This is a genomic window from Halorhodospira halochloris, assembly GCF_002356555.2.
In the GTDB taxonomy this organism is placed as follows: domain Bacteria; phylum Pseudomonadota; class Gammaproteobacteria; order Nitrococcales; family Halorhodospiraceae; genus Halorhodospira; species Halorhodospira halochloris.
In genome coordinates this window covers 1,230,312-1,250,308 of record NZ_AP017372.2, presented here as the reverse complement: position 1 = coordinate 1,250,308, position 19,997 = coordinate 1,230,312, and the positions used below count along the sequence as shown (strand labels likewise).

Here is a 19,997-nt window from a genome sequence, read left to right as displayed (position 1 = left end):
TACCTACCCTACTTACTGCGGCTGGACCCGATAGAGATATATAGGCAGGGCGCTGTTGCCTGCAATACGACAGACGCGCAGTGGTCGCCAGTTGGGGATCGCAAAGGCGTTGCTAATGACCAACGCCCCCGACGCCAACTGCTCAGCAAGCTGCTCGCCTAACTGCTGCATAGAACGCCGATCGAGATAACAAAAGACTGCCCCGGAACCGGCGAGGGAGCGGCGGCGAAAGTCGTCCCAGATGAGCGTCACATTCTGATACTTACCGCGCAACTGGCCGGCAAATAAGCGCAGGCGAGCTATACAGTAAGGCAGCGGCGAGCGCTCATAGCCGGTCACCTGAGCGGTGGGGAAACGTTCAGCGAGAGCGAATAACAAGGTTCCCGTCCCGCAGCCGACATCGACTATATCGCCCGAGCGCGGCTCCGAGAGCATAGCCACCATCTGATCGCGTGCCGCTGCAGAACTAGGCATCGGCGCCGTGCCGGTGACTACCGTATAAAAGACTACCGAGGCGATTGCCAATACGGCCAAGCCTATTACAGCCAACTCCCAGAGCGGCATAGCTATCTTCTGACTCTCCAAAAAGGGGTATTGTCGCACGCCTCGATAACAAGATCATTAAAACTCTGATATTGTAGCGGCGCAACGATGCTGATGTACTATAGCGGCGATCATTAGTTAACCAACAAGCGACTGGATAGAGCATGGACCTTATCGATCGGCTTGCCGAACAGCACATAACAGAAGCAGTTGAAAGGGGCGACCTAGACAACCTCAGCGGTGCCGGCAAACCCCTCGAACTCGATGATCTGAGCTCAGTCCCGGAACACCTGCGCTCGGGATATAAGCTGTTGCGTAACGCCGGATTTCTGCCCCCAGAGCTGCACACCCGCCGCGAAATAGCCGAGGTCGCAGATCTGCTCGATAGCATCAGTGAAACCGATCACGCCACCCGTGATTATGCCCAGCGCAAGCTCGATCTACTCTACGCGCGTCTGGAGAATCAGCGCAGCCGCCATAACTCCCCCATGTGGGCACAGGATCCCGAGTACACTACCCTCCTCATGCGCCATCTGGAGCGCGGCAGCAACAAAACCGAGCTTTGAGTCAGGCACAAATCCGGAGTCAGCGCGAGCATGATCAACTTGCCCAGTCTCAAGGCCGCCCCTTCTAACTATCAACGCATTACCGCCCCCAACCTCGCCCTGCTCTACCAAAGGGCGGCGGAGACCTTTGCCGACCTGCCGGCCTTCGCTACGCGGCGCAAGGCGACCGAGTGGATCCCGACCAGCTTTCGCCAACTCCACGAGATGGGCCAGGCCCTAGCAACGGCGCTCATCGAGCTCGGCGTCGAGCACCAAAACCATATCGGCATCCTCGCCGATAACCGCCTGGAGTGGATCATCGCCGACTGCGCCACCCAGCTTGCCGGGGCCGCCAACGTCCCTCGCGGCAGCGATGTAACCGACGATGAGATAGTCGCCATATTCGGTCACGCCGGGGTGCGCATTGCCTTCGTCGAAACCGCCGAATTGCACGACCGGGTAGTCGCCTTGAGCGCTCAGCTGCCCGATCTCAACAAGCTCATACTCCTTGAGCCCGGCGCCGGGGCACGCCAGCACTCGCCGCATATATATGAGCTAATCGAACGTGGCCGAGAGCTCAGGCAGGCCGGCGACCGCAATGTTGAGGCGCGCATCGAGCGCATTCAGCCCGAAGATCTCTTTACCTTGATCTACACCTCCGGTACCACCGGCGCCCCGAAAGGGGTCATGCTCACTCACGCCAACATGATCTCGCAGATCGAGAACATCCCCGTGCAGATCAGCTGCGCCGACCGTGTGGTCTCGATCCTACCGATCTGGCACGTCTTCGAGCGGGTCTTCGAGATGTTTGCCATCAGTAACGGCTGCTGCACCTACTACTCGGGGGTAAAAACCCTGCAAGAGGACCTGCGCAATGTTGAGCCGACCTTTATCGGTTCGGCGCCGCGGCTCTGGGAAAACCTGCACCAACGTATCCTCAAAGGGGTGCGCCAACGCCACCCCATGCGCCGTGCCCTCTTTCGCACGGCCTATTTCCTCAGCCACTACTATAAGGAGTCGGTGTTCTTTCTAACCGGCCGGCGCACCGACATGCACCGCCGCAGCTGGCTCAGCAACGGCTTGCTAGGCATCGGTCACGCCCTGCGCTGGTTTATAATCCTGCCGTGGTACGGCTTCTTTAACGCCGCAGTCCTTGAGCAGGTGCGCATGGCCGTGGGCAGCAACCTCAAGGGCTCGGTATCCGGTGGCGGCGCCTTGCCTGATGGCATAGATCAATTTTTTAACTATCTCGGCATACCCGTCCTCGAGGGTTACGGACTAACCGAAACATCGCCGGTGCTCGCCGTGCGCACCTACGATAGTCTGCTCATCGGCACCGTCGGCCCCCCAATACCGGGCACTGAACTGCGCATAGTCTGCCTGGATACCGGCAAGACACTCTACCCTGACCCAACCCGCAAGGATTACGGTCGCGACTTGAAGGGCGAGGTTGTCGTACGTGGCCCGCAGGTCATGAAGGGCTACTACCGTAACCCCGAGGCAACCGCCGAGGTGCTGCGTGATGGCTGGTTGCACACCGGTGATATCGGCCTAGTCACCTATCGCGAGTGCCTCAAGATAGTTGGCCGCTGCAAAGAGACCATTGTTTTGGCCAATGGTGAAAACATCGAACCTGCCCCGATCGAGCTACAGCTGACCCAATCGCCGCTAATCGAGCAGTGCGTAGTGGTTGGCCAGGATCGGCGCTCACCGGCGGCCCTCATAGTCCCCTCGCTAGAGGGCTTTCGCGAGGCCGGGCTCGCCGTCGAGTCGATTAGTGAACTCGCCGAACTACCCGAAGCACGCCTATGGATAGATAGCGAGATAAAGTCGCGGATCAACGCTCAGCAGGGCTTTCGTGCCCACGAGCGGGTCCGCCTATTCCGGTTACTTAGTAATGGCTTTAGCACAGGGCGCGAGCTGACGCAGCTATTAAAGGTAAAGCGCCATGTTATTGCCGAAAAATATGCCGATGAAATAGATGCACTATATGCCGGCCATGATTAGGTTACCGGTACTGATAAAAACCTCCCCGGCGCCACCACCCGTCCCGGTGGGGAGGTCATGGCGCCAAGGATGGTGCCATGAAGCCTCCAGGGATGGGTTCACGGCGCCCTCCACACCGGGGCGGATGGTGGCACCGGGAAAGTTTTTAGAAGCACCCAACAGGGCAGCTAATGGCACCGGGGAGTCTTTAAAGACGCCCTATAGACTAATTTTTGACCGTGGACTAAGCTAGCAAACAGGAACAACGGTAGGGTAATATGGAAATCGAGCAGCAGCTTCTCAACCCCGCCCAACAAGGCCTACTCGCCATCATGGTGCTGATCATCATGTTCGGCATGGGCGCAGCGCTTACTCCGCAAGATTTCCGCAACGCCTTATACCGCCCCCGCGGCATGCTCATCGGGTTTCTCTCCCAATTCGGCCTCATGCCGCTGATAGCCTTCAGCCTCGCCCACCTGCTTCAGCTCTCGCCGGCCAAGGCAATCGCCTTGATCCTTATCGGCTGCCTACCCGGGGGCAGTACCTCTAACATGTTCACCTATTTCGCCCGCGGCTCAGTAGCGCTGAGCATCTCAATGACCGCTGCCTCGACGGTACTAGCACTGATAATGATGCCGCTGCTCCTCGAGCTCTACGCCAGCGGTTTCGCGGCTCAACTCGATGAGCAGATGCGCAAGGGCGGCGAAGAGGGGCATTTTGTTATCCCGTATAGCAATATAGTCAGCTCACTGCTAGTGGTAATAGTCCCAGTGGCCGCCGGCATGGTTCTCCGCCGGTTTTCTCCCGATTGGGCCAAAACCGCCGAGGATACCGCCGGATTTATGGCGATAATAGTTATTCTCTTTCTGCTCTTCTCCGCTCTGCTGCTACGTACCGAATACTTCCTAGCTACCCCCTGGGAGATATACGTAGCCTCTATCTGCATAGGCCTAGTTGGATTTTTGTTCGGTTATGGCACTGCTACAGCATTTCGTATGCCGCCACGATTTAAACGCTCAATCTCGCTTGAGACTGGCATCCAGAATGGGCCGATCGCCTTTGCCATTATCCTGCTCAGCTTCTCTGAGCCGATTCAAAGCGAAATGCTGTGGATTGCCATACTCTACTCAGCCTTTATTGTGGTAACTTCATCATTCGTCACTCTGTTCTATCGTCGCATAGGTAAAGTAGACTGGGAGCTTCACCAGAACACCAGGGTTCACAAACGCCTGTTCGGTGAAGAGTACCAAACCCGTTACCCCAGAAAGGTAGTCGGCGATGTCGACACAACCTATTAAAAAGGCAGATCCGAAAAACCGCCCCACCGGCGGATTTTCGCGGTTCCCCCTGATTAATCAATCCCACACGGCGAGGGACTACCGCGAGAGAATGCGAATATGGCGACCGATAATAAAAGCTCTCGGGGCTCTTATCCGCAAGCCCCTATCAGCATAAGCAATGAGGAACTGGCCAATGCCAGCCTCGATGCCCTCAGCTCGAATATTGCCGTCATAGACACCTCCGGCAAGATAATTATGGTCAACGAGGCCTGGCGAAGCTTCGCCCTGAATAACGGCGGCAGCGGCCACACCCTCGAAATTGGTAGCGATTATCTTGATGTTCTGAAAAGAGCCATGGAGAGTGGCGATCCGGACGCAACCAAGGCATATCAGGGCATTGTAGCCATTCTCGCCGGGGATATAAGGCTATTTGTGCATGAATATCCCTGCCATTCGCCATACCAAGAGCGCTGGTTCCTTATGCAGGCCACCCCTTTGGCCAAGCAAGGTAAAATCTATGGGGTCGTAGTCAATCACCTGGATATAACTGATCGCCATACAGCGGAAAGGTCGCTCCAACGTACCGAGAAACGCTTCACCGAGATCGCCTCGACCATCGATGAGACGATATGGATTAGAAACAAAGAGAAGTTTATTTACGTTAATGACTCATTCGCCAGGGTCTGGGGCAGAAGCCCCACAGCTCTCTATAAAGATCCGGGAGAGTTCTTTGCTGCCATCCATCCCGAGGATAGGGAGCGGATCTTCTGCGAACACAAAAAGTGTCTCGATTCCGGACAGGGCTTTAAAGGCACCTACCGGATAATCCGCCCCGACGGCGAGGTGCGCTGGATTGAAGAGCGCGAATTCCCCGTTTACGAGGATAACGCTGCAGCTGTTCGCTTTGTCGGTTCAGCCCGGGATATCACCGAACAAAAGAACCTGCAGCTCAAGCTCGAGGAGGCCAACCGGGTAAAGACCGACTTTCTCAACGCCGTCAGTCACGATCTGCGCACCCCGCTAAACGCTATCCTCGGCTTTACCGAACTACTCCAAGACTCCTCTGGTCTCGACGAGACCCAACGCCACTACATCAGTCTCAGCCGGCGTGCTGGATTCAGGCTGCACGGGCTAATTGACACCCTGCTCGAACTCTCTCGCTTAGAGAGCGGCAATGTGCAACTGCGCGAAGAGCTCTTTAATCTGCGCTCATTTATCCAGGAACAGCTTGAGCTGCTCACTCTACACGCTGAGGAAAAGGGGTTAGAGCTTGTTGTCAGGATAGACGATGATCTGCCTGAATACGTCTATGGCGACGACGTGCGCTTTGCTCAGGTTCTCTACAATCTGGTTATTAACGCCATTAAATTCACCGATCAGGGCAGCATCTCGGTCCACGCCGGAGTAGACAGCAACGATCTGGTCACGGTCGCGGTAACTGACTCAGGACCCGGTATATCGGCCCAGGAGCAGACACGGATCTTCGAGCCGTTCACACAGTTAGACCAGTCCGGGTCACGCACCCTCGGCACCGGCCTAGGCCTTACTATAAGCCGCGAACTCTGCCGGCTGATGGGGGGTGACTTATGGCTGGAGAGCACCTTGGGGCGCGGCTCAACTTTTTACTTTAGCGCCGACTTACGGGCTACCGCAGATACTCCTCAGGGCGATCAGGAGCAACGCTACGGCCATGAGGCACCCGTGAGCGCTGCCAAGCATACTCCCTGCAATCGAGAAGAGAGCAGCCCCTCTGAGCAATTACCCGGAACTAGCTCTCAGCATACGCCTCCTAGTCGAGATGGCCAACCAGCAAACGCCACTCCAGAAGATGGTTATGCTAAAGAGGGTTTTCACCAGGGAGTTTCAGTTCTGGTCGCCGAAGACGAGCCGACCAACGCCCTACTGGTGCAGACCATCCTCGAGCAACTCGGCGCCACTGTTATATTAGTCACGGATGGCCAGCAGGCGCTGCAAAAGTGGCGTCAAGAGAGCTTCGATTTGCTGCTCCTTGATGTCCAAATGCCCTACCTTGATGGTCTGCAGACCCTTGAGCAAATCCGCCACCAAGAAAAGGAGCGCAACCTAGATAGAACTTGTATAGCCATGCTCACTGCCCACGCCGGGGAGCATATGCGCATTGAGTGCGAGCAGCTCGGCGCCGATACCTTCCTGACTAAACCGGTGCAACGCCAGGACCTGCTCGCAGTGCTCCGCTGGGCAGGAGAACAACGGCTCATCGATCCCCAGAGCTGATATGACGGAGTTATAACATCGATGTTGGTTACAGATCCTCAACCGTGCGCTAAAGAACCCACAAAGCTACGCTGCCCGCTGTTCTTGGAGTCAGTTACTGCCGGTTTCCCATCACCGGCGCAGGACTATGTCGATCGGGCGCTTGATCTAAACGAGCTGTGCATAGATCACCCGGCGGCGACCTACTTTGTCCGCGCTGCAGGCGAGTCGATGCTCGGGGCGGGCATCCACCCCGGCGATGTGCTGGTTGTCGATCGGGCCATCGAGGCCAAGCACAACGATATTGTCATCGCCGCCTGGCAAGGCGAGCTGACGGTAAAGCGGCTGGAGCTCCGTCCGAATCTGCGCCTGGTGGCCGAGAACGAAGATTACGCGCCGATCGCTATCCCCGACCCGGAAATGCTCGAGATCTTCGGTGTAGTCACCTTCGTCATCCATGCCTTGCGCTGATGCCTATCTACGCCCTAGTTGATGTGAACAACTTCTATGCCAGTGCCGAGAGGCTGTTTCGCCCCGATCTGGCTAGGCGCCCGGTGGTGGTTCTCTCCAACAACGACGGCTGCATTGTAGCCCGTTCGGCGGAGGTTAAGGCGCTCGGTGTACCGATGGGCGAGCCTTACTTTCGGGTCCGTGACACCCTACAATCCGCCGGTACCGCGGTCTTCTCCTCTAACTACGCCCTCTATGCCGATCTATCGGCGCGAGTCATGCGCACCCTGGAAGAGCTCGCCCCTGCCGTCGAGGTCTACTCCATTGACGAGGCCTTCCTCGATCTAACCGGTCTGGATGCGCTGAGCGATCCGTTAGAGTTCGGTCGCCAGGTCCAGGCTCGAGTCTTAAGTGATGTCGGACTGCCAGTAAGCGTCGGCATCGGTCCAACTAAGACGCTAGCCAAGCTCGCCAACTACATTGCTAAACAGGACCCCCAGCATAATGGTGTCGCATGCCTGCGTGAACCTGACAGGCGCACCAAGGCCCTTAAAAACATCCCGGTTAAAGAGGTATGGGGCGTCGGGGGTCGCTTCGCCGAGCGGCTAGAAGCCCTTGGTGTTAGGAGCGCCGCCGACCTAGCCCTCCTCCGGGACAGCCGCATACGTCAGCTCTTCCCAGTAACTCTAGCACGCACCGCAGAGGAGCTGCGCGGCAGGGCCTGCCACGACCTTGACAGCGAGCCTGCGCCGCAACAGCAGATCATCTGCTCGCGGACCTTCGGCGCCCCGATCAGGGAGTACTCGGCCATGCGCGAGGCTGTTGCTGATTACGCGGTACGCGCTGCCGAGCGCCTGCGGGGGACCGGTCAGTATGCCGGGGCGCTAACGGTCTTTCTGCGCACCAACCCGCACCTGGCGGCTGAGCCTCAGCACACGCCCTCGGCTTCTAGCCGTTTACCGGTACCTACTGCCGATACCCGCGATTTGCTCACCGCCGCTCTCCACATTGCCGAGCAGCTTTGGCAGCCTGGCTATGCCTACATCAAGGCAGGCATTATGCTCGCCGAGCTACAGTCCCCGGCGGCATCCGCTGATCTGTTCACCGATCACAGCGCACGCGCTCGCTCCGAACAGCTTATGCACACGGTCGATGCGATCAATCGCCGCCACGGCCAGAGCGCCGTTACCTTCGGAGTGCAGCGCCGCGGCCCCGCCGGCTGGCGGATGCGCCGGAAAAACCTATCACCTGCCTATACGACGCGTTGGTCGGATCTGCCGGTTGTGCGTTAGTACCGTCTCCGCGACTGCCTGAGGAAAACAGCTGACTGACCTGCAGCGCTAATCAGCACTCCAGCCCCAGCGCTCACTCCTCCTGAACCTCTTCCTCGGCATCGCGCATGGCATAATAGACTTGTGTATCGTGAACTCGGGAATTGCGCCTACCCCAGTCGGCGGCTGTTTGATCGTGCCGATCAGTCAAGGTCGGATCGGCGCCGGCCTCAATCAACGAGCTAACCACCCCTGGCTCATTGGCGTAAGATGCCGCCATCAGGCTGGTAAATCCCCACTCATTGCGGGCATTGACATCGGCGCCGCCCTCAATAAGGGCCTCTACCATCGCCGCATTATTATTGCGCGCCGCAAAAATGAGCGCGGTGCCCCCACCGTCACTGCGCGCGTCAATATCAGCTCCGCCATCCAGCAGTACTTCAACCACCTCGGGGTCATTCCATGCGGCCGCCAGCATTAAGGCTGTCCAGTCTTCATTATCCCGCATCTCAGTATCGGCACCGGCATCAAGCAGGGCTTGCACAACCTCGGCATCATTGTGCTCGGCGGCAATCATCAGCGCCGAGAAACCGCTAGCCTCGCGCTGTACCGAGACGTCTGCCCCCTCGTCGATAAGCTTCTTAACCACATCGGCATCATTGAGTTCGGCCGCTATCATTAAGGCGGTCCAGCCACCCTCGTGGGGCTCATTAACGTCTGCGCCGTTTTCAACAGCAGCGGCAATATCATCCGGGCCACCATCGATGGCGGCATGTACCAGCTCTTCCTGAGGGTTAGCCAGAGCGGCGCTCGATGCTAGCAACAGCCCCAATCCCCACCCGAGCAAGCTCGCCCGGCATACTTTTCCTATCCTCATTTATCATCCTCCGTTGTCGGTAGTCAGTGTACAACTTCACCACAATGACACTGATAACAAAATAATTATCCGCGGTTCTTCGCCTCACCAGCCATACTCTGAACTAGACTAACCAACTTTGGTGTTTTAGTTTGCGCATCGAAGCGGCTATTATTGGTGATACGTCTTACACCGTCCGCAACAATGTTGGCAATAGAGGCTCTCGGTCATGATTAGCGACCATGATCACCAAGCCGGTCAGATGGCTACCGTTGATTCCATAGACCAAGGCTTGGCCAGAATCCTTATCGGCCCCGAAGCGAGCATGGAGATTGTACCCCTAAACCGCTTACCTAACGGAACCGTTGAAGGTGACACGGTTACAGTTTTCATGCCTGAGTCAGGCGACATAGCAGAAGCAACCTTCTCAAACGCCCCCGGTGGCAATAATGAGAACCCCACAGCGGGGGATTTGGGCAGCCTAGATCTGCACGATAGGGATTATTGATAGCGGTTGATTGGCTAACTGCGCTCCCATCATACCCAACCATAAGGGAAACATCAGTTGGAGTCTTACCACTACCTGATTGTCGGCCAGGGGCTTGCCGGCAGTTTGACGGCACTCGCCCTGCTTAAGCGCGGGTGCCAAGTCAGCGTTGTTGACAGCGCCGAGGCCGACGCGGCATCGCGCATCACCGGCGGCTTGGCAACCCCCCTAGCCGGCCCTAGGCTGACCTTTCCAGCGGCAGGATCGCCGAGCGTACTCTTCTCTTGGCAGCGTTACCAAGAGCTAGAGCGCCGTTTCGGCTGCCGGATCCTGCACCGTTTTACGCTGCTGCACAACGTCTGCCATCGCGATGAGATCCCCCGCTATCGCAAGCGCAAGCAACAAGAGCCGTATGCCAGATGGCTCGGGGACTTCCATCAGCCTGGCGGCTGTAACGGGATCCTCACTGATCCGCTGGGCAGCTTCGAGATCCATGGCGGCCATCTCGATGCCCCGACCCTTCTTGATGCTACCGCACGATTACTCCGGGAGCAGGGCTCACTATACCGGCAGCGCTTCGATCCTGCCGAACTTGAGATCGACACCGACCGAGTGCGCTGGGGCGAGCAAAGCTTTACCGCGGCGATCTTTTGCGAGGGTCCGAACGCCCGGCACAACCCCTTCCTAGCCGAACTAGATCTAACCACAATACCCGGCGAGGTCCTGACCCTAGCGCCCGAAGAGCCACTGCCGCCATACATATTCCACGCCGCCGGCGGCTGGATGGCTCCCCTGCCCAATGGTGAGGCCAAACTCGGTGCTACTTACGGCCAGACCGACACCCCGGCAATCGTCAGCAACACCGGACGTCAAACCCTCCTCGCCCAACTACCTCGCCTGCTAGCCCGCCCCCCGGCGGTTAGAGTCAGCGATCACCGCGCCGGGCTACGCCCGGCGACACCATCGAAAAAACCGATCCTCGGCCGCCTGCCCGGTAAGCCGCTAGCCTTACTAAACGGCCTCGGCAGCCGTGCTGTCTTGCAGGCACCCTATCTCGCCGACGCCCTAGCCGAGCACCTGCTCAACGGCGCTCCGATCCCCCAAGGGTGTCTTTCTGCGCAGCCGCCGGAGCCCCACTGATTGCCCATGGCAGATTACTTAGATGCGTGTTGATTCAATTCTCTACGGCATAGCCGCAAAAATGGACAGATTAACTAGCCATAATCGTAGCCGACCTTTTCTAAAGCTTCTCAAAGCCGCTAGGGCACCTCGAAATAACCCCTCGCTGCCATCAGCCGCCCCGCTGTGGAGGTCTTGGCGCCAGGGATGGCGCCATGAAGCCTCCAGGGATGGATTTACGGCGTCCTCCACAGTGGGGCAGCTGATGGCAGCGAGGGGTTATTTCGAGGTTCCTGCTACTGTGAGCCGGGCAACACGCCCGCAGCGGCAGCGCTCATGGTCGGTTGATGGCCGCCTGTTGGGCCCTGCCGCGCTGCTAATTGCCTCACTCAGCTATCCCTCAGCGGTGCTGTCTGAGGATGACTCCCCCGATATAGAGGTTTACGGTCGCGCTAACGTATCGGTCGATTACTACCACGGCGGTGACGAATACTCAGCCTTTGATTTAGCTAGCAACTCTAGCCGCATCGGCATTCAAGCCGAACATACTCTCGATACCGGCCTGAAACTGCTCGGCGAAGTGGAGCAATGGATCGATTTTAATCGTGGCAGAGGGGCGGATTGGGCCTCGCGCAGCGCCTTTCTCGGCCTTGAGGATGAGTGGGGGACGATCAAGCTCGGCTACATGAACACAGTCCTGAAAGACCTGCGCGGTGACACCGATCTGTTTAGCGGTCAAATGGGTGACACGCGCAATGTGCTGCGCGGACCACACAACCCCCACCTCGATGGGCGAATGCGCAGTGGTATCCGCTATATCAGCCCTGAGCAGCAAGGCTGGGGGGTGGAGTTGCAGTATAGCTTCGATACTGAGGATCGTGATAGCGATGAAGAGACCCCCGCCGATGATAATGATTTCAACTCCTATAGCGCCTTGCTGCGCTACGTCGGCGAGCGGTTTTGGTTAGCCTTGGGGCATGAGCGCTATTACGGCTCTGAGGGAGATACACTTGATGATCGCCGCTCCGGAGAGGGCTACCGCCTAGGCGTCAAACTCGAGGCAAGCGAAAACTTAACCCTCTATGCCTTAGCGCAAATCACCCAGGACTCTTTCCCATACTTTGACAATAATAATGATGATCCTGAGGGGTATGTGGATGCACTAGGTGGCGGTCTGGGTGTAAAGTACAACCTCGCCGAAGACCTCGAACTGCGCGGTCAATATTACGCCATCGACGCCGATCGCAGCGGCTATGGTGCGCGGATGGGCGCCCTGGGTATCGTCTTCCACGCCGATGAGAGAACCCGGCTCTATACCACCTTCGCCAACATCAACAATAAAAGTAATTCCTGCTTAGCACCTTGGGTCCACGGCCGTACGGCGGGACCGGATCGCGAGGCAATGGAGGATGCCTCGCCAGCCGATAGGGGCTGTACGACCTGGGCGCTATCGAGTGGAGTGAGGTTTGATTTTTGAGACGCCAGATATGACTACAAGCCTATTTCATGCTGCTCTAGCAATCATTGGCATTGCCGCGATCATCGCTATCGCCGAAGGGCTGCGCCGCTACTTCGGCGCCCAACCGGAGTTCGCCCGCAAGATCGCCCATATCGGTGGTGGTCATATCATCCTTATCGCCTGGTGGTTTGAGATCCCAGTCTGGCTCGCCATCACCACCACGGCATTAGTGACCATCGGCGTAATACTAAGCCTTACCCGGCTGAAGATCCTGGTAAGCGGCGATGGCACCAAGCGCACCAACCTCGGATTTTTCTACTATGCGCTCAGCCACGTCATCCTCATCTCGGTACTCTGGCCGCTGGAAGGCGAGGTGTTTGCGGTCCTCGGCATCCTCATCATGGCTTGGGGCGATGGCCTGGCCGGATTCGTCGGCTACTATCTAGGCCGGCACCGCTATAACATCCGCGGGGCCACCAAGAGCTTTGAGGGTAGTGCGACCATGTTCCTGGTCAGCACGGCATTATCCGTAATAGTGCTGGCACCGTTTTATGGCCTGGCAACGGTGATCTTGCCAGCCGTCGCGATTGGCACTATAGCCACCCTATTTGAAGCCATATCGCGCAACGGTGAAGATAACCTGACCGTATCACTGGCAACGGCCTTCGTGGCCTACTTGCTCTTGGGTATATAGGGGGAGAAACTGCCAATCCCACCACTGTAGCACCAAAGGTATTGGCTTCTCCTAACTTGGCAACCACTGCTGAAAAAAGGTGACTATGCACAAGCCGCAGCCACTGTCCTTGGATAGGCTTTACCGTATCTGCCCAGCAGCCGACCTAGGCTTTAACTCCACCGCTGAGCTGGAGCCGATAGCACAGCCCCCTGGCCAAGAGCGGGCACTTGAAGCCCTTGAGTTGGGTACACAGATCTCCCGGCACGGCTTTAACATATTCGTTCTCGGCCCCGACGGCAGTGGCAAACTACATCTGGCTCGGCGTCTCATCCAGGCCCGTGCCAACTCACAGCAAACCCCCTCGGACTGGTGCTACCTGAATAACTTTGACGACTCCACTTACCCCAAACTGCTCCGGCTACCTGCCGGCGAGGGGGAGAAGTGGTGCGCTGACCTGGATGAGCTTATCGATGAGCTGCGCAGCAACATCCCCGCCACATTCGAGAGCGATGAGTATCAAAATCGCCTCCATGAGCTCCAACAGCAACTCAACCGCCGCCAGCGCGAAGCCTTTGAGCAACTCCAACAAGAGGCCGAACAGCTCGACGCCACCCTGCTCCAGACACCATCCGGGTTCACCATCGCCCCGGTGAGAAACGGTGAGGTCATCGAACCGGACAAGTTTCAGCAGCTTCCTGAGCAAGAGCGCAAGGAAATTCAGAAGAATATCGAATATTTACAGGAGAAGCTCGAGCAGATAGCAAAACAGGCGCCGAAGTGGCGCAAAGAGGTACAAGAGCAGACCCGCAAGCTCAACGAAGAGATGACCCTGCTCGCTATCGGTCACCGTATTCAGCAGCTTCATCAGCGCTACGGCGCTGACAACCCGGTAGCTGCCGAACACCTAGAGGCAATCCGCAATGACATCATTGAAAACATCGAGGCATTCAAGCCGCAGGATAACCAGGACTCTATGGAAGCGGTACTAAACCAGTACCGGGGCAACCTTATCGTCAACCACGAACCGGACCAAGGGGCTCCGGTAGTATACGAGGATCTGCCCAACCACCAGCGCCTAGTCGGGCGCACCGAGCATCACGTCTTTCAAGGGGCACTGTTAACCGACTTCAGGCTCATCCGACCCGGCTCTTTGCACCAGGCTAATGGCGGCTACCTGATAATCGATGCCCAAAAACTCTTGACTCAGCCCTATGCCTGGCAATCTTTGAAACGGGCCCTATTCGCCGGTGAGGTGCGAATTGAGTCGCTTGAACAGGTCCACGGATTCTGGAGTACGGTAACCCTTGAGCCCGAACCGATGCCACTAGACACTAAGGTCGTTCTACTCGGTGACCGCATCATCTATTACCTGCTCTCGGCCTACGACCCGGATTTCCCTGATCTTTTCAAGATCGAGGCCGACATTGAGGATGATCTACCGCGGGATAGTGAAACCGAGAGGCTCTACGCCCGGCTAATTGCCACATTCGCCGCACAACTTGATTTGCGCCATCTAAATAACGAGGCCGTAGCGCGGATAATCGAGTACAGCAGCCGTATGGCCGAAGACAGCCTGCGCCTTGAGGCGGGCGGACGCAATCTAGCCGATCTACTCCAGGAGGCCGATAATTACGCTGCCGGCGATCATGAACAGATCATTGAGCGCCGCCATATCGAACAAACCCTTGCCGCACAGGAGCGGCGCGCCGCCAGGTTGCGCGATCGCAGTCGGCAGATGATCGGTCGTGGCACACTTGTAATCAATACGGATGGCAGGCAGATAGCATGCGTTAACGGGCTTTCTGTACTTCAGCTAGGCAACTTTAGCTTCGGCCGCCCGACCCGCATAACAGCTACCGCCCGGCCCGGCAAAGGGCAGCTGATCGACATCGAACGTGAGGCCAAGCTCGGAGGCAATATCCACTCCAAAGGGGTGATGATCCTCTCCCGCTACTTAGCCAAGCGCTTCGCACCAGAGAGCGAGTTATCCCTGTCAGCCAGCATAGCCTTCGAGCAGAGCTATTCCGGCGTCGATGGCGACAGTGCCTCGGTAGCCGAACTGTGCGCCCTGCTCTCCGCTATCGGTGAGCTACCCCTGCGCCAGGACATTGCCCTTACCGGCTCGATTAACCAACTCGGCGAAGTGCAAGCGGTAGGCGGGGTGAATGAGAAGATCGAGGGCTTTTTTGATATCTGCCAGGATGCAGGGTTAACCGGCACCCAGGGGGTCGCCTTGCCGGCGAGCAATGTCGCCCATTTGATGTTGGCCGAGAGGGTCAGAGATGCTGTAGCTGCAGGGCAATTCCATATCTATCCACTGCACTACGTCGATGAGGCTGTGCATCTACTGACCGACTCCCCGGTGGGTGAACAGGATGCCGAAGGCAATTGGAGCGAAGGGTCGCTATACGCCAGGATAGCAGCAAGACTGGAGAAATTCGCCCAGGCGCAGCATGGCTCCAGAGCGGATGATAACAGTCAGGGTGATAACAGGTTAGGCGCTGATAACAGCTCACCGGATGAGTCCCAGGGGGAAATCAATGGTTAATGAGTACAGCCCCAAACGGGTTGTTGTGCTGATTGATGCCTCCCGTAACAGCCTTGAAGCGTTGAATACTGCTATTGATATAGCCTGTCACTGGCAGACTGAGCTACTTGCCCTATTTATCGAGGAGGAAGATCTCTTGCGCTGCGCCGCTTACCCGTGGGCGCGTGAAATCGGCCTATCAGGTGCTGTGCGCAAGATCGACCGCAACTCCCTGGAAGAGAGCATGCGCCACCGTGCCGAAGAGGCACGCAGGGCCCTTAACCGCTGCGCGGGCAGCCGCCAGATAAAATGGCAGCTGCATGTAAGTCGGGGCCGGGTCATCCCCGAGACACTGCAGAAAATCAGCGCTGATGACTTCCTGATCCTCGGCCGGGTCGGCTACGCCCGAACTCGGGGACTGCGCCTCGGCTCAACGGCTCGGGCTGTTACCCGCCAAGCCCCGGGGCCGGTAATGGTCTGGGAGCAGCCGGTCGCAGGCAGACAGACGCAACTGCGCGCAGCGCTTCTCATTGAAGCAGATTCTACTAGCCACTCTGGCCTCGAGACGTTACGGTTAGCCCACGCCATGCTCGGCGAGCATGAGACTCTAGCGACGGTAGTTGTTGAGCCGGAAAATGACTCAGAGCTTATAGATAAGCAGCTGCGCCCCTGGCTCCTAGATCACTACCCAAGGGCAAGACTGATCTCAACAACCGACATCGATGCCGAGCAGATAGCCGGCATAGTCGCAGATGATTGTATAGGTAAACTAATCCTCAGCCGCCGCAGCCAGCTGATCCATTACGAGGCAGCCGAGTTACTGGTGGATCGGCTGCGCATCCCGCTACTGGTACTACCTTGAGGAGAGCTTCTTCTGATCTGCTGCAAGATGCCTCAAAAATCCCCCTGCGCCACTTGGTGCCCCCGGAGTGGAGGTCTTGGCGCCAAGGATGGCGCCATGAAGCCTCCAGGGATGGATTTACGGCGTCCTCCACGCCGGGGGCACCAAGTGGCGCAGGGGGATTTTTGAGGCTGTTGGAAAGAACGGCCTAATCGGCAGGATTATCAGCAAGCTCCAGCGACGAGTTCAGTAGGCAAACTCAGTATAGACCGGCTCAATGTCCCCTCGCCAACGGTTATGGAAGACATCAAGCAGCTCCTCAGCCGGCGTCACACCACTATCCACCGTCTGCCACAGCCGCTCAATATGGCGGCGCTCATCACGGCCACGTTTATCCAGGCGATTACGATTGGCCAACCCCTCATCGGCTATAGCCAAAACATCCCGGGCAATCTCCCGGACCGTAGTATTGCGAAATTGCGTCCGCAGGGCAGTTCGGGGTACCTCATGGCGTAGCTGCATAACCTCTTCACCACTCCAGTCACTTATTAGCTCTTCAGCGGCACTGAGCGCGGCGCTATCGTAGAGAAGTCCAGTCCACAGTGCTGGCAAAGCACAAAGTCCTTGCCAGCCGCCGCCGTCGGCCCCGCGCATCTCCAAAAACTGCTTTAGCCGCACTTCCGGGAAGAGGGTCGATAAATGCAAATCCCAATCGCCCAGAGTCGGATACTCACCGGGTAACTGCGGCAGACGACCGGCGAGAAAATCGCGGAAAGACTCCCCGGCACAGTCGACATAAAAGCCGTCCCGATGGACAAAGTACATGGGAACGTCGAGGACGTATTCGACATAGCGCTCTATGCCCATGCCCGACTCGAAGACAAAGGGCAGAATCCCGCAGCGATCCGGATCGGTATCCTCCCAAACACGACTGCGATAGCTCAAATAGCCGTTGGGCTTACCCTCACACAACGGCGAGTTGGCGAACAAGGCGGTAGCAATCGGCTGCAGAGCCATGCCGACGCGCATCTTGCGGACCATGTCAGACTCGCTGGAAAAATCCAGATTGACCTGCACCGTGCAGGTGCGCAGCATCATATCCAGGCCCATGCTGCCGACCTGCGGCATATAACGGCCCATCACATCGTAGCGCTGCTTAGGCATCCACGGGATCTGCTCGCGGCGCCAATGCGGGTGGAAACCGAACCCTAGCATGCCCACCTGCAGCTCGCGCGAGACCTCATTGACCTGCTCGAGATGATTGCCTACCTCCGAACAGGTATCGTGCAGAGACTCTAACTGAGCGCCGGAAAGCTCTATCTGCCCGCCCGGCTCTAGGCTGATAGAGGCCCCTCCAGCGCGCTTGAGGGCGATCACATTACCTGCCTCATGGACCGGCTCCCAACCGAAGCGCTGCATCCTGATCAAAAACTCGCCAATCCCCCTCTCCCCGGCATAATCTACCGGGCCGAAGTCCTCCAGCCGGTGGACGAACTTCTCATGCTCGGTACCAATGCGCCACTCGTGCTTGGGGCGGGCTCCTTGCTCAATGTAGGCGATTAACTGATGGATATGGGTGACTGGCTCGGTAGACGAGCTAGGTGCTCCAGACATGTATTCCCTTTACTGGTTTACTGAAATCGCTCTTCGGTGTCGATCATCTCAACGAATGGGGCCTCTTCACCTGTGGGGGGCTCGGCGCTCTTAAGTTGAGCATCCAACACCGCCTCGCCGGCCTCGGACGGATCCTTACCCTTGGCCATGCGTTGGCGCAATCTCTCGCGCAGGACCTCCTCACGAGCACTGACGTGCAAGATGCGGAACCGGCAACCTAGCTCTTCGGCCAAATCGAGAAAAGGTTTACGCCTTTTTGCTGCAAGGAAAGCGGCATCAACCGCCACCGAAAAGCCCGCGCGCAGGGCCGTGCGCGCTTGGTCCAAGAGGTATTGATAAGTCATATCACTGGCATCTTGGGTATACAAACCCTCATCCAGACCTGACTCGGAACTATCTAGCGGATCCATCCCAAACAGCCGCTTGCGCTCGACATCGGAACGCAAACGAATAAAGCCCCGCTCCTCTACCAGACGCCGCGCCCTTCTACTCTTCCCGGACCCCGACAACCCGAAGGTGATAACCAGCTCCGGATTACGCGTCCGGGTAAAACTGCGCGCCAGCTGAACGTGTTCCTCAAGTGCTTCTTGAGCACCGCACCCGGCCCCCTGCTCAACCTCAAAGCCGTTTATCTTGGCCCTCACCAGCGCCCGGTAGACAGCGTAAAAAGGTAGTAATTTGAGGGCTTGATAGTCTCCGGTGCGCTGCAAATAAGCATCCAGAAAGATGTTTCGCAGACGCTTAACCCCCTGGAATTCAAGATCCATGACTGTGAAGGCAATCTCGCTGACGGTATCGATCCAACGCAGGGCCGGATCGAATTCAATGCCATCGAAGACGATGACCTGCTCGTCATGCCAAGCCACATTGCCCAAATGCAGATCGCCGTGGCACTCACGAATCATGCCTGCCTCGCGCCGCTCGCGCATCACCGGTTCAAGCCGGCGCAACTCAGCCTCGCTCCAGCGGCGCAAGGCATGTAACTCGGCACGCACCGACTCGGCGGCACTCTGCCCGCTCAGTTGCTGAAAATTCTGCATAACCGGCTCAGCAACGCGCTCAGGCTGACCGTAGTCACTATCCGTCTCGACCTGCGGTATCGAGCGGTGGAACTGCGCGACCGTCTCTGCCAAATCGATTATCGCGTTATCCGGCAAACGCCCCTCCCGCAGCAGCCGATTCATCAGCTCATTCTCAGGGAAACGGCGCATCAGCACTGCGTACTCAAGAACCTCACCGTCGCCCTCAATAACGGGCTCATCTACGTCGCCGGTTATCTCTACCCGACGCAAGTAGATCTGCGGCGCAAGACGCGAGTTAAGGCGAATCTCCTCAGCACAGAAGTGGCCACGCCGCTCGAGGGTGGAAAAATCAAGAAATCCAAGGTTGACAGGCTTTTTGAGCTTGAGAACATACTCACCGGCAAGCAAAACGGTAGAGATGTGGGTCTCAATGCGTTTAACCTCATCGACCTCCCAACCAAGCCCCTGTCCGCGACAAAGCCGCTCGACTAGCTTACGATGCTGTTCAAGTGAATCGATTATATCGGTCACTTTCTCTCCTAGCTGGTTTTGCTAAGCAGGCAAGGTGAGTTACTTAACTGTTCAGCAACCATGTAGCTTAGGTGTAGATTTTAACTGCTTTCAGCCCTTATAGTACCGCGCATGATCGAAACAAACGAGACCGCAAAGACCGGAGAAAGTCTACCACTGCAACAGACCCTCGATAGCCTGCCCTTTAACAATGATGGGCTGCTACCGGCTATTGCGCAACAGCACGATAGCGGCCGGGTGCTGATGATGGCCTGGATGAACCGTGAAGCGCTACAAGAGACCATCGCTACAGGCAGAGTATGTTACTATTCGCGCTCCCGGGCCAAGCTCTGGCGCAAGGGTGAGACCTCTAACCAAGTACAACGGCTGATTGACTTACGGCTCGACTGTGACGGCGACACCATCCTCCTTTTGGTAGATCAACAAGGACCGGCCTGCCATACCGGCAGGGAGTCGTGTTTCTATAACGCCATCCGCGGTGATAGTGTGGAGGTAATAGAAGACCCCCTCATCCCGCCCGATCGGCTTTATCGGCGCTGATCTCTGCGCCGATACCCC

Annotated in this window: 17 protein-coding genes; 13 read left to right on the top strand and 4 right to left on the bottom strand. The window is 57.4% G+C overall.

The features are described 5' to 3' along the window. Positions 1 to 12 precede the first annotated feature (12 nt). The gene (locus HH1059_RS05860; protein WP_096409199.1) at positions 13 to 564 is read right to left on the bottom strand and encodes a class I SAM-dependent methyltransferase; all 552 of its coding nucleotides are present in this window, start codon (positions 562 to 564) and stop codon (positions 13 to 15) included. A 143-nt stretch (positions 565 to 707) separates the two neighbouring features. Between HH1059_RS05860 and HH1059_RS05855 the strand changes: the two genes are divergently transcribed. The 6 genes from HH1059_RS05855 to umuC all read left to right on the top strand — a co-directional run bounded on the left by HH1059_RS05855 (position 708) and on the right by umuC (position 8,328). Continuing rightward, positions 708 to 1,109 carry a DnaJ family domain-containing protein gene (locus tag HH1059_RS05855; RefSeq protein ID WP_096409197.1) on the top strand — a complete coding sequence of 134 codons (402 nt, stop codon included), beginning with the start codon at positions 708 to 710 and terminating at the stop codon, positions 1,107 to 1,109. Between the two features lie 30 nt (positions 1,110 to 1,139). Next, positions 1,140 to 3,095 carry an AMP-dependent synthetase/ligase gene (locus tag HH1059_RS05850; RefSeq protein WP_096409196.1) on the top strand — a complete coding sequence of 652 codons (1,956 nt, stop codon included), beginning with the start codon at positions 1,140 to 1,142 and terminating at the stop codon, positions 3,093 to 3,095. 257 nt (positions 3,096 to 3,352) lie between these two features. Further along, positions 3,353 to 4,372, top strand: coding sequence for a bile acid:sodium symporter family protein (locus HH1059_RS05845; protein ID WP_096409194.1), 1,020 nt, complete (start codon positions 3,353 to 3,355; stop codon positions 4,370 to 4,372). Between the two features lie 99 nt (positions 4,373 to 4,471). Next, positions 4,472 to 6,607, top strand: coding sequence for an ATP-binding protein (locus HH1059_RS05840; RefSeq protein ID WP_096409193.1), 2,136 nt, complete (start codon positions 4,472 to 4,474; stop codon positions 6,605 to 6,607). Between the two features lie 21 nt (positions 6,608 to 6,628). Next, complete coding sequence (gene umuD / locus HH1059_RS05835) at positions 6,629 to 7,057, top strand: translesion error-prone DNA polymerase V autoproteolytic subunit (RefSeq protein WP_096409191.1); 429 nt, start codon at positions 6,629 to 6,631, stop codon at positions 7,055 to 7,057. Beyond that, positions 7,057 to 8,328 carry a translesion error-prone DNA polymerase V subunit UmuC gene (gene umuC / locus HH1059_RS05830; protein WP_096409190.1) on the top strand — a complete coding sequence of 424 codons (1,272 nt, stop codon included), beginning with the start codon at positions 7,057 to 7,059 and terminating at the stop codon, positions 8,326 to 8,328. The genes umuD and umuC overlap by 1 nt, the downstream gene beginning before the upstream one ends. Positions 8,329 to 8,401: 73 nt before the next feature. Here umuC and HH1059_RS05825 read toward each other — a convergent pair whose 3' ends face one another. After that, positions 8,402 to 9,184: an ankyrin repeat domain-containing protein gene (locus HH1059_RS05825; RefSeq protein ID WP_096409188.1), complete on the bottom strand. Its 783-nt coding sequence runs from the start codon at positions 9,182 to 9,184 to the stop codon at positions 8,402 to 8,404. 208 nt (positions 9,185 to 9,392) lie between these two features. On the opposite strand from HH1059_RS05825, the gene HH1059_RS05820 reads away from it, so the two are divergent. The 6 genes from HH1059_RS05820 to HH1059_RS05795 all read left to right on the top strand — a co-directional run bounded on the left by HH1059_RS05820 (position 9,393) and on the right by HH1059_RS05795 (position 16,293). Then, the gene (locus HH1059_RS05820) at positions 9,393 to 9,671 is read left to right on the top strand and encodes a hypothetical protein (RefSeq protein WP_096409187.1); all 279 of its coding nucleotides are present in this window, start codon (positions 9,393 to 9,395) and stop codon (positions 9,669 to 9,671) included. A 57-nt stretch (positions 9,672 to 9,728) separates the two neighbouring features. Further along, on the top strand, positions 9,729 to 10,790 hold the full coding sequence (locus tag HH1059_RS05815; RefSeq protein WP_096409185.1) for an NAD(P)/FAD-dependent oxidoreductase: 1,062 nt from the start codon (positions 9,729 to 9,731) through the stop codon (positions 10,788 to 10,790). Between the two features lie 244 nt (positions 10,791 to 11,034). Beyond that, entirely contained in the window at positions 11,035 to 12,246 is a 1,212-nt protein-coding gene (locus HH1059_RS05810) for a porin (protein WP_162549383.1), read from the top strand. A gap of 10 nt (positions 12,247 to 12,256) precedes the next feature. After that, positions 12,257 to 12,922, top strand: a complete 666-nt coding sequence (locus HH1059_RS05805) for a diacylglycerol/polyprenol kinase family protein (protein WP_162549382.1) — start codon at positions 12,257 to 12,259, stop codon at positions 12,920 to 12,922. Positions 12,923 to 13,007: 85 nt separating this feature from the next. Then, positions 13,008 to 15,452, top strand: coding sequence for an ATP-binding protein (locus HH1059_RS05800; protein ID WP_096409180.1), 2,445 nt, complete (start codon positions 13,008 to 13,010; stop codon positions 15,450 to 15,452). Next, the gene (locus HH1059_RS05795) at positions 15,445 to 16,293 is read left to right on the top strand and encodes a universal stress protein (protein WP_162549381.1); all 849 of its coding nucleotides are present in this window, start codon (positions 15,445 to 15,447) and stop codon (positions 16,291 to 16,293) included. Before HH1059_RS05800 ends, HH1059_RS05795 begins: the two co-directional genes overlap by 8 nt. Positions 16,294 to 16,518: 225 nt before the next feature. Here HH1059_RS05795 and HH1059_RS05790 read toward each other — a convergent pair whose 3' ends face one another. Together HH1059_RS05790 and HH1059_RS05785 are read right to left on the bottom strand one after the other, a co-directional pair. Next, positions 16,519 to 17,886 carry a glutamate--cysteine ligase gene (locus HH1059_RS05790; protein WP_096409177.1) on the bottom strand — a complete coding sequence of 456 codons (1,368 nt, stop codon included), beginning with the start codon at positions 17,884 to 17,886 and terminating at the stop codon, positions 16,519 to 16,521. A gap of 17 nt (positions 17,887 to 17,903) precedes the next feature. After that, positions 17,904 to 19,439, bottom strand: a complete 1,536-nt coding sequence (locus tag HH1059_RS05785) for a bifunctional aminoglycoside phosphotransferase/ATP-binding protein (RefSeq protein ID WP_096409176.1) — start codon at positions 19,437 to 19,439, stop codon at positions 17,904 to 17,906. Positions 19,440 to 19,550: 111 nt separating this feature from the next. On the opposite strand from HH1059_RS05785, the gene hisI reads away from it, so the two are divergent. Next, the gene (hisI, locus tag HH1059_RS05780) at positions 19,551 to 19,979 is read left to right on the top strand and encodes a phosphoribosyl-AMP cyclohydrolase (protein WP_096409174.1); all 429 of its coding nucleotides are present in this window, start codon (positions 19,551 to 19,553) and stop codon (positions 19,977 to 19,979) included. The last annotated feature ends 18 nt before the right edge of the window (positions 19,980 to 19,997 follow it).